This is a genomic window from uncultured Methanobrevibacter sp. (assembly GCF_937898925.1).
In the GTDB taxonomy this organism is placed as follows: Archaea; Methanobacteriota; Methanobacteria; order Methanobacteriales; family Methanobacteriaceae; genus Methanobrevibacter.
In genome coordinates, this window is sequence record NZ_CALDKF010000038.1 from 1 (window position 1) to 10921 (window position 10921).

The 10921-nt window shown below is 27.0% G+C and carries 9 protein-coding genes; all 9 read right to left on the bottom strand.

From position 1 onward, the window contains the following. Positions 1–272 precede the first annotated feature (272 nt). The 9 genes from cas1 to cas10 all read right to left on the bottom strand — a co-directional run bounded on the left by cas1 (position 273) and on the right by cas10 (position 10247). Positions 273–1220, bottom strand: coding sequence for a CRISPR-associated endonuclease Cas1 (gene cas1, locus Q0409_RS02980; RefSeq protein WP_298534908.1), 948 nt, complete (start codon positions 1218–1220; stop codon positions 273–275). Between the two features lie 110 nt (positions 1221–1330). Next, the gene (gene cas2 / locus Q0409_RS02985) at positions 1331–1615 is read right to left on the bottom strand and encodes a CRISPR-associated endonuclease Cas2 (RefSeq protein ID WP_366940064.1); all 285 of its coding nucleotides are present in this window, start codon (positions 1613–1615) and stop codon (positions 1331–1333) included. A 178-nt stretch (positions 1616–1793) separates the two neighbouring features. Continuing rightward, positions 1794–2474 carry a CRISPR-associated endonuclease Cas6 gene (locus Q0409_RS02990; protein WP_298534910.1) on the bottom strand — a complete coding sequence of 227 codons (681 nt, stop codon included), beginning with the start codon at positions 2472–2474 and terminating at the stop codon, positions 1794–1796. 13 nt (positions 2475–2487) lie between these two features. Beyond that, positions 2488–4164 carry a hypothetical protein gene (locus Q0409_RS02995; RefSeq protein ID WP_298534912.1) on the bottom strand — a complete coding sequence of 559 codons (1677 nt, stop codon included), beginning with the start codon at positions 4162–4164 and terminating at the stop codon, positions 2488–2490. 17 nt (positions 4165–4181) lie between these two features. After that, positions 4182–5381: a type III-A CRISPR-associated RAMP protein Csm5 gene (gene csm5 / locus Q0409_RS03000; protein ID WP_298534914.1), complete on the bottom strand. Its 1200-nt coding sequence runs from the start codon at positions 5379–5381 to the stop codon at positions 4182–4184. Between the two features lies 1 nt (position 5382). Next, positions 5383–6342, bottom strand: coding sequence for a type III-A CRISPR-associated RAMP protein Csm4 (gene csm4 / locus Q0409_RS03005; RefSeq protein WP_298534917.1), 960 nt, complete (start codon positions 6340–6342; stop codon positions 5383–5385). Between the two features lie 13 nt (positions 6343–6355). Further along, positions 6356–7081: a type III-A CRISPR-associated RAMP protein Csm3 gene (gene csm3, locus Q0409_RS03010; RefSeq protein WP_298534919.1), complete on the bottom strand. Its 726-nt coding sequence runs from the start codon at positions 7079–7081 to the stop codon at positions 6356–6358. Positions 7082–7112: 31 nt separating this feature from the next. Then, entirely contained in the window at positions 7113–7541 is a 429-nt protein-coding gene (gene csm2, locus Q0409_RS03015) for a type III-A CRISPR-associated protein Csm2 (protein WP_298534922.1), read from the bottom strand. Positions 7542–7562: 21 nt separating this feature from the next. Beyond that, positions 7563–10247, bottom strand: coding sequence for a type III-A CRISPR-associated protein Cas10/Csm1 (gene cas10 / locus Q0409_RS03020; protein WP_298534924.1), 2685 nt, complete (start codon positions 10245–10247; stop codon positions 7563–7565). Positions 10248–10921: the final 674 nt, after the last annotated feature.

Here is a 10921-nt window from a genome sequence, read left to right on the forward strand (position 1 = left end):
ATATATTTGCACAATTAAAATAAATAGTTTACTAATAAAAATAAAAATAATTAATGCTCCCTTTAAAAATTCAAAAGCAAAAAATCGAAAAAAATGGAAATAAGAAATTTAAACTAGAATAATTAGCTATTAAAAGCATGAAAATAAAATATTGAAAAATGAATAATATATAAAAAAATAATAAAAATTTGAAAAAAATTAGAGGTTTGCACAAAACCTAAAAAAATAAAAATTAATAAAAAGAATTTAATATTAAAAATAATTAATTATTTTCACCAACGCCTATAAAAACCAACATATTGATCTTCATGAGTCAAAAACTTAGCCATTTGCCTTCCTTGATACATTATAATGTCAGAATAAGACATTTTATTTCCATTAAATTCAACCTTGCTATTCAATTTATCCAAAATCTTAGCAATAACCAAGCGCCTTGACTTATCATTCATTAACATTATGTTTCCTTTATCCTCAAAATCATCTGTATCAACTTGATTCATATTTACAATGGAAAGAATGGTCTTATCCACAATCTGTTGTCTGAATTCTTCAATGAGATCAAATACAAGGCTTGCTCTACCATAACGCTCTGAATGAAGGAAACCGCAATAGGGATCAAGTCCTGCAAGATAAATGGATTTCCATATTTCACTTTCTACAACAGCATAACCATAATTAAGCAATGAATTGACAGGATCTTGAGCTCCTCTACCGCTTCTTCCATTGAAATTCCATTTCTCATCCAAGACATCTGCAAATCCAGCCCAGTATTCAACAGAAGCCTGCCCTTCAATACCCATAATCTTATTTCTAAGATTATCTGATGCCTTTACATAAATTTTAGATAACTTTTCCAAACTATCAGACAATTTGTCCCTCTGATTTATTAGGAATTCATTTTCATCTCTTGACTTAGCAAGAGTGCCTAGAACTGCCTTTTGATTTTCAATTTTAGCTAGAATAAATGCCTTAGCCAAATAACCGCTTCTTGAATCCATAAGGGAAAAATATTGTTCTTTTTTTACAATTGCATTCTTTCTATCTGGAGCGGATAACCTATAGTTAACATGTCCTTTCCAATCAATTGATACACAATCAATATCATGTTCAGCAAGCAAGGTTAAGGCATCAAAGGTAATTGAACCTTTTCCAGGGCTGCAATCAGCAGAGTTGAAGCCAGCAGCATATACGCCGCAAAAAGAAATCCTTTTCTTTACCATTTTCCTTTATAACAATTTGATTATCCCTTTTAGCGACTGATTTACCAAATCCATCTATAACCAATTTCATTTAATCACCCCTTATCATATAACATTTTTTTAAATGAAATTCATAAAAAAGCATATTCCCATTTTTGAGGTAGCAATAAGTCCCCTTCTATAAATACAGAATCTAAACAAGATTCACAAGCTGGAACCAGTATAATGCTATCTCTTTCGGAAGACATAAAAAAGTCAAACTCGCTTGCTAAGTTTAAACGCTCATCCATGGTTAAATATCCACAGAATATAGACTTCTGTATACGGCGTAAGCCATAGTGCTGCAATTTCTTAACAAAACTAGTTCTTGTTGGATTATCTGTAATATCATACATTACAAAGACTAAAATATCCATCACCCCATAACCAATATATTATGGAGGTGGTGATATTTAAATCTTTCCATTTAGTAAAAAAAAAAATTAAGAAATAAATATATGATCTTAACAATTTGAAAAAAATGAATATGTAAATCAGCATTAAAAAAAGAAGAAAATAAAATGAATATGTAAATCAACATTAAAAAAAAAGAAATTAATCATTTGTTTTAGGTTCTTTATCCACTTTGACTACAGAACCAAAACCTTGACTAACTCCTTTTCCAAATCCCATAAAGTCAGGTATTCGAAAGTTAACTCTAAATTCTCCGGTGAAAGATAACATATTTACTCCTTTATAATCAGTGGAAACATGCTCTAGATTGGATTTAACATGAATTCTCCTATTGACAATAATGCCCAATCCTTTAGACATGGAAAGAATATTTCCAACAAGAATCTTATTTAACATGATCTTTCTTTCTTTCCAGTCGTTTATTTGCTTATACTTTTGGAAATTAATGGAATTCAATGCAATCCATGGAGTGATAAACTTATATTGAATCTCTTCATTGGTGGTGTTAACATTGTATTCCTTATCATAAATGAGATGATCTTCCACCTTATAATAGCTGTCTCCCATTTTCAGTTCATTTATTTGAGGATAAATCTCCTTTAATAATTCTGCACCTTCTTCAATACCTAAGATAGATGCTTGACCATCTATAATCTGGTATTGAACAAGAGGATAGGAGTATAAAAACTTTCCCTCACCATAATGATTATGTAAAATAGGGTACTTTTCAAACTCCCTACCAATATAACCTCTAAATTTAGAGGTCTCCTGTTTTACTTTCTTATTTGTTTTAAGAATTAGTAATGTAGTATCAATTTTCATAATATCAAACAGCTTATTGCTTTCTTATAATATTTGAATCAAGTTTTGGAAATTTTCCCATTTCCATAATATCTTCCAAATCTGGGAAGAAACCACTTGCATACTCTAAAGTATTATTATATAATTTTTTAGCAGTGTTTTTCTTAATAGGATTTAAACCATGCGCTAAAATAGAGGTATTACGAGATTTTAGACTGCAGTTGAATTTTTCAAATTCCTTAGTCTTTTCAAAACCAAAAACCTCTAAAAGATCATAATTTTGATCATTTGCAAGTTTCAATTCACCATGAATATCATAATTTTTACCATATAATGCTTTAAATTTTTCTCTTTCTTCTTTTGAAGCTCTAAAATTGCGTTTAATAATATTTTCTGCATCTATGTAATTATATTTTCCAACATTAGCCAAAATTTTATCAATGCTCAAAATAAATTCTAAATCATTCCTGATTTTTTCATCAAAATATAAATCTTTTTCAAATAATTTTATTTGAGATATTAGCTCATTCGCCCTATATAACCTTGCAACTGCATCATTATATTTTCCTTCTTTATAACGTCTGCATGAATTGTTCAATAAATCAGCTAAATAAAACTTTAGTCTTAAGCTTAAATCTTCATTCTCAATTTTGATTTTCAAAAATTCATGATTTAATTTAATTTGATTATAAAAATCTGTTCCTTCAAATAAATTAATTAAATAATCACTATTCTCTATTTTTTCAATTATTTCCTCAATTTTTTGTGATAATAGAGTATTTCTACCGAACTCGTCATTAAAAAGGTCCCATTTATTATAGAATTCTACAAATTCAATACATCTCAATGCTAAAGACCTATTATTTTTAATTGTTTCAACATCAACATTACTAATATGATTACTTACTGAAACATCCCCCATTTCTTCTTGAGATTCTTTATTTTTTATTATAGACTTAAAATTTTTATTGGCATTTTTAAAATTTAGTTCAGCACCTTCAAACTGATATTGATTAAAGAAATTTATTCCTCTTTTAAATTCTGTGATGGCCCGTGACTGATAAGGATTGATTTGTCTTTTTATAAATTCCTTACCTGATTGAACATTTCCTACACCAATTTTATTTCTGCTTTCATCATCGATAGAACCGACATAACACAACATAAAGTTTGAGTAATCTCCTTCAATAACGGAAAGAACCATTCCAGAGACCATAGGTTTTGTTCCTCCCGTAAAATCTACAAAAACTTCATATTTGTCAGCATCATCGAATTTTGAGATAACTTTTTGTGAAATATCAAAAGAAATTTCTAAATCTTCTGCATCACTTATTTCTGTTAAAAATATTCTTTCATCATTCAAATCAGAAATTTCCAGAATATCTGAAAATTGCTCTGTGAGAAAATTAACCATATTATCATAGGATGGAAGATTTTTAACTTGATTAAAATCTAAATAAGTTTCAATGTTATTATTTGCTTTAAATAACTCATATTCTTCATTGTATGATTTTTCTAAAATTGAAAGACCGGTTATAAATTTTTCTCCTTTATCCCAATCAATACTGTCTAAAATTTCTCCACAATAATGTAATGTTTCTGGAGTATGAACAAATACAATCCTATCCGGCTGATAATCATTTATAGAATAAATAAGAGGTTCTGGTGAACCTCCTACACTTAAAATTAAAATTTTTTCTTTATTAGACATGAAAAAAACTCCAGAAATTATTTAAAGTTTAATTGCACCCAGGATAACGGTAAATTTTCATTATTAGATAAAATTTTCCTAGATTTAGGGAATTCATAAGGGTATTTTTTATAGAATGTCCCCATGATTTGATCAAAAATATCTGTTCCATTATTCCTATCATACTGCTTGACTTTCATAGCAATAGAAGTTGCCATTAATCCAGAACCTGCACCAATACGTAAAAGAGGATTCTTTTTAGAGTTATATTTAGATATTCTTTCATAAAAATCAATTAAATTATTAACTATTTCATTTAACTCGTTCATTTTATGATATTGATCATATTTATTAAAAAAATCAATTTCATAATTAATTAAATCCTTTGAAAATGTATAAATACAATTTTTAATGAAATCAATGTCTAAAATTTGTTTTTGCTTATTGGAAAACTCTAGTTCCTCCAAAATATCCTTATCATAATTAATCACTAATTCTGTATCTAAACCTCTCTTAGGAGCTATTGTTTCAAAATATGATTTGGAGGGGTTTTTATTATTTCTATAAAGTTTTATCCCATTAGGTTGATTAAATTTAGATTCTGCCATGATAGTGAGAATTTCGTATAATCTAGGATATTTTTCAGTGCTGGAATCAGAAACATGTAAAAATCGCATAATATTCTTTTGAGCACTATTCCCTTTTTTTGTTGAAAAATAATAATCGATGAAATTATTATATTTAAAATTATTAATTTTATACCTCTTATTATACTTATTAAACGAAAGAATATTTTGTATTTTTTCAATATCTCTATCTGGAACTATATTATAGAATAATGCTGTTTTAATAGCACCTTTAATAGAAGAACCTGGAATATAAACTTCATCCATTGTTTTAATATGTTCTGAAATAACTGATTTGAATTTATCTTTTGATTCTGGACATTCATTTATAATTGTATAACGATAAAATTCCGAATTAATCTTTGGAAAATCTTGTTCAAGAATATATCGGGAATCATCAGACACATTAGATAAAATCCTATCCTTTTCATCATCATTTAAACTTAAGAAGAATTTATCAAAATTTATACGCTTAAGTTGTTTTTTTGGCTTTTTATTAACATTTATTGGATTCGGACTATTATAATATTCTAATGCATCGAATGTATTTCCAGAACCAATAAAAATTGGAGATAATGTTTTTATCCTAATAGGATATTTTTTTACTTCCATATTAATCCTCCTTATTTCCAATACATTTTATAGGAAATGCAAATCCATATTCAACAGCAGGAGAATCTTTTCCAGATTTAATTAGTTGCCCATAATATTTTTTATAATTTGGAAAAATAGATCCTTCTTTAAAGAATCTAATTTGTTTTCTAATTTCATTAGATGGGCTTTTACCTCTTTTAGATCCAATTTCATAACTTGAATATTCATTGATTTTTTCCAAATCTTCTATTTTTGGAATGAAACGTGATAATGTTACAAAATAATCCAAATTATTAGAAGTATATAAATCATCTATTGAAAATTCTTCATCAATTTCATAATCAAATTGACCTTTGCCATTACTAATATCTTTTCCAAATCCCCTATCTCTTAAGAATCGTAATGCTGCTTTAACAATTGGAATATAATTTTCATCAAAGAATTCTATAAGGAAGAATAATCCAATATTTTTATATTCATTTCCAGAAGTGTAAAAAATACCATCAGTTTTATTAGTTAAACGATTAACACTATTATTTGGAATAATACTTTTACCAATAGCTACATCAATGTCAATTTCATCTTTTAATAAGAGGATTTTATTGATAACATTATAAGATTTAAAGTCTTTAAGGATATCTGATTCAGTTAAATTGCCATTGATTAGTTCAAAGAACAATTGTTCTTCAAGATATTCAACATCTTTAAAATCTTTAAAATCTTGTGAATCAATTATGACAGATTCGTCTTTAGAAGATTTTTTAGTAATTATCTTAGGATAAAATCTAACGTTTATATTCTGTTTAAATACAAATGGAAATGTTGAAGATAAAACAAAGGGAGGTTCTTCTTTAAATGCATTAATCATATCTGCGACAAGTTCAGGATATAATTCACTGACTGCATAAGTTATTGCCCCAAATAAAGTATCAGAATGTAATTCCGGAAAGATAGATAAAGGTTTTAAATAAACCAACATTTTAAATCTCCCCTTATTTTTTAAAATGTTCTATGACCTTTTCTAAATCAGCATCTTTTATAAGAGGCTCTTGATTTTTTCCCTCTTTGTAATATTCTTGGTCTCTTTTAGAAATAGTGATATTATCAAATCTAACTTTACCAAATCCTCTACTTCCACTTCCACCAAGATAATTATCTTCTAAAAGACTCATAGATTCAAATAAACTTAAAATATTTTCATTATCTCCCTCATATACACTAAAAATAATTTCAAAATTGAATTTTGAACCTTTAGGAATTCTTTCAATGTTACGAGGATTTGCAGAAGCATTAATTCTATTTAATGTATTTTCATATTTTAACTCAGTTCCTCTAACAACCTCTTCAGTTTTTTTCCATAAATCTATTGTCTCTTCATTAGGAAAAGAATCTCTTACGATAATCCTTGTAGGAAATTTGAATTCTTTTTGAGTGTCTGCAGAAACTCCGAATATTTGAGCTGCAATTGTATTTTCATCTGAAGAAACTTTTCCTTTATTTTTTATCACATCTTGAGCTGAATCCTTATCACTTAATTCAAGTAGTGACCTTAATTTACCTTTCAATGATGAACCTGGTATAAATGGTAAATCTGAAGTAGAATCTCTAATTACCACATTATCTGAGCCGCCAATTTCTATATTATCATTAGATCCCCCAATATGAAGGCCTGTTTCACAAACTATTTCCCCTTTAATTATATAATTTTCTTTAAACATTATTTCACCTCAAATAAAATTAATATAACACTTAACCATAATATTTATGATATGCTACAATTGATTCAAAAAATTTGATAAAAGTATTGAAACTTTTTAATTTTTCTTCATCAGATCCGACATCAACCTTTTCCATAAGTTTAATTAATAACCTATAAAATGGTTTTGGAATATTTTTTCTACCTGCAGAAACAGCTAATTTTGGTTTTAAAAGATAAAATTGAGGTTCCACAACATCCCAAGTTAAATTTTCTTTTTGTTCAATTAATCGTATAGCTGCAAAAAACTTTCTTAATTGGCTAGTTTTCAAATCATCTGAGTTTTCAGCAACAATATCAGCATATCCACCAACATCAGCATAAGTTTTTACAGGAATCTCATATAGTTTATCATAACCATCTATCATAGAAATAATTTTATTTATTTCTTCTTCTTTTTCTTTTTTAGATTTTTTTGCCATTTTTTCACCTTTAGAAATTCATTAATTTCTCATTCTTAAACTTACCCAAGAAACTGGAATTTTTATCCAAGGTAAATAATTTGTTTTTTTATCCAAATATTTTTTAACATTTTTGTCCTTAATTAATCTTAATTTATATTTATATAAAGGAACATAGGATTTTTTATTTAATCTTTTAGTATTGATTTCATACCATTCATCATATTCTGAAGTAATTTCTGAAGACTCTTCAAAAGTAATTTTACATAAATTTAACATAGAATAAATAATGCCTTTAGATACTTTTCCACTAATAACATATTCTTCTAAATCTTTTCCAAATTCATATAAATCATAGAATCCTTTAAATCCAGTTCCTTTTTCATTCCAACTTACAACTTCACCAAATAAACAGATTTTATCTTTTTCACATGACTTAGAAGCCTTTAGATACTCTTCAGCCATATTTGCAGCTTTTCCTATAGGGAATTTTGGTGAAACAATTGAGATTCCTGCAGATAGATTAATGGAATCATTATCGCATGTCCATTGTTTAAATTTAGATCTCAATTCACCTGCAAATTCAATTATATCATCATAAGGACCTAATACAAGCAAATCATCCCCACCAGAGAAGTTAATATATATTGTAGGAATTTCCCATCTTTTCAAGGTTCTTCTCTCTTCTAAATCAAGTTCAGATTTTGCTTTATAAACAGTGATGAATTCATCTTCAACATTATCGTTTTGTAATTTAAGGTCAATTTTCTTAAACTTATTGTTTTTAGCATTTTCATCAAGATTCAAAGCATCAATATCACTATAAACAACATAATTTGAAGCAATATCATTTACAAAACCAGAGAAGAATAAATCTAACTGAGAACTTAAAGTAGACATTCTGGAAATGCTCATTCCAGAAATGAACTCTTCACTATCAGAATTATCAAGAAGTTGATCGAATCCACTTGAGAATATTTGTCCTAAATTATCCACATCCATCTTCAATATGCCTAATTTATTGGAACCTTTACTTATTTGAGCTAAATGTTCAAAGTATAAAGGACCTTCTTTAGGATATTTAGGAACTGTATTTCCAATAAAACTAAAACTAAATGAGACTTTCTCCAAACTACTATCATCAAATTCATTAGCAAACTCTAAGAAATCTGTGTCATTTAACTTGATAACCTCAAATTTATCTGCAAACATATCCAATTTTTCAATGAATTTGATTAAGTCAGAACCGGACTTATAAGACCTGAAGAAATTATAACCCACTTTCAGATATTCATCAGAAAATGCAAAATCTCTTTTTGCATCCTTAAAGTCATATTCTTCATTTAAAAATGCTTTTATCATGTAATTGGAATTTGCAACCTTTTGACCTAAGCTTTCATGAGATTTACAACTTGGACAAACAAAATCATCTTCATTTTCTTTATGATATAACTTTCCACAAACGGAACATATATCATCATAGATGATTTCTTCATCAAAATTGAAAACATCTTTAAGGTTATCTACAAATTTGTGCTTTTTATCTTCAGTCAATAAGTCAGTTAAATGTTTCATTAATTTACCGAAGTTATTTAAATCATATGATTCATTATCTTTAGGATCTTTAATTGCACAACACTCTTCAGTTGCAATAGCTAAATATAATTCAGCGTTAAATTTTTCTATAAATTCTTCATTAACCTTATTTTTAATTTCTTCCAATTTTACTTTAGCATTTTCTGTATTTGGTGCGATTATTGTAAATCTTCCACCTCCACAGAACAAAATATTAGCTGAAGTCAATTCCAATTCCTGCGCAATCTTGTCTGCAATTGCATTTGTCAATAAAGTCAAATACAAAGACCTTCCTCTTAAACGTTTACTCATTCCGCTTTGTGCTTCCTGAGGAGAGGAAATCTTAAATATGAACTTTTGAATACCTGAAATATCACCATTAATGGCCAAATAAACATTCTGATGATTGGTTTGAGTTAAATTCTCATAAGAATCCCTATCAAATAGGTACCTGCATACTGCAAGAGCTGCAGTTGTTTTGGAATGGTCATATAAAGAGATATCAGGAACAGATACATAAACTGCAGAAGGTATGGTTGAAGTATATTTTTTCATTAAAGCAAGTGTTGTGTTGAAATCAAAACGCTTTAAACTGTTCATTTCATTTGAAAATTCTGCCCATAATTGCTTATAATCTGGCTTTAAATTCCAACCAGACATGATTTCCTTAGAAGAAATTTTAGGTTTTAAATCTTCAAAAGAATCTTCATTTAAATCAATTTTCTTAAATGGAACATAATATTCTTCAGATTCTTTATTATCTCCAAGTTTAACTTCTGAGAAAATAGAAATCAATGGAGTTAATGATGTATCGTTAGCTTCCCCACTAGTTATTCTTTCACTAGAAGAATGATGATCCGCCTTCTGAAGCATTTTACATAATTCAGGGTAATTAGAAGCACTAGGATTATGATGGTACAATGCTAAATCAATAATGTCATCATTCCAATATTTGCTTAAAAAATCAGCGGACCATTTAGCATGAGCTCCGTTTCTTCCGTGTTTTTCCATAGGAATTTCAGAATATTTACCGGTAACCTTATCACCAGTACGCTGATGAAACTTACCGATATCGTGAAGTAAAGAAGCAAATTCTAAATTTTTCCTATCCATATTATTCACCATAATATTAAATTCAACAACAATGTACAAAATAAGATTAAATAATTATTTTAACTAATTTCCGTTAAAATAAAAATAATAAAATTTAAAATAAAATGACTTGTTTTAAAAATTGCATATTGAAAAAAAAGTTAAAGTTTTATTCTAAATAAACCTTATTTTTATAGATAATTTTTAATTAATTGAACAAAAATCTCAATTACCACCTAAACCCTAAAATTGTTATTTTATATTATGTCAATGGTAGATTATAAAGATTTATATTTAATCCTAAAAAATATCTTTAAGAAAATTGTGAAGAAAAAATAATTCAATAGAGTAAATTTTAATAAATGAATGATCTCTTATATTCCTCTAATATATCAAATAATGGTTATAGGCATTTTTTATACTTAAAAAGACAAACATTTTATGTTTTTATAGAAAATAATGCTAATTAATTATTATTTCTATAAATAAATGTTTTTTCTTAAAATTTAATTTTTAAATTTTTGTGCAAACCTCTTATTTTTTTCAAATTATCATTATTTTTTTACAGATTATTAATTTTTCAATATTTCATTTTATGCATTTAATAGCTGATTATTGTAGTTTAAATTTTTTATTTTAGTTTTTTTAGATTATTTGTTCTTTAATTTTTAAAGAAAGGATTAATTATTTTTATTTTTATTAGTAAACTATTTATTTTAATTGTGCAAATATAT

What these genes read in the sequence shown, in the direction of transcription:
- csm5 (WP_298534914.1), bottom strand. Translation starts at nt 5,381, where the DNA reads ATGGAAGTAAAAAAATATCCTATTAGGATAAAAACATTATCTCCAATT.
- Q0409_RS02995 (WP_298534912.1), bottom strand. Translation starts at nt 4,164, where the DNA reads ATGTCTAATAAAGAAAAAATTTTAATTTTAAGTGTAGGAGGTTCACCA.
- Q0409_RS02990 (WP_298534910.1), bottom strand. Translation starts at nt 2,474, where the DNA reads ATGAAAATTGATACTACATTACTAATTCTTAAAACAAATAAGAAAGTA.
- csm4 (WP_298534917.1), bottom strand. Translation starts at nt 6,342, where the DNA reads ATGTTGGTTTATTTAAAACCTTTATCTATCTTTCCGGAATTACATTCT.
- csm2 (WP_298534922.1), bottom strand. Translation starts at nt 7,541, where the DNA reads ATGGCAAAAAAATCTAAAAAAGAAAAAGAAGAAGAAATAAATAAAATT.
- cas1 (WP_298534908.1), bottom strand. Translation starts at nt 1,220, where the DNA reads ATGGTAAAGAAAAGGATTTCTTTTTGCGGCGTATATGCTGCTGGCTTC.
- csm3 (WP_298534919.1), bottom strand. Translation starts at nt 7,081, where the DNA reads ATGTTTAAAGAAAATTATATAATTAAAGGGGAAATAGTTTGTGAAACA.
- cas2 (WP_366940064.1), bottom strand. Translation starts at nt 1,615, where the DNA reads ATGGATATTTTAGTCTTTGTAATGTATGATATTACAGATAATCCAACA.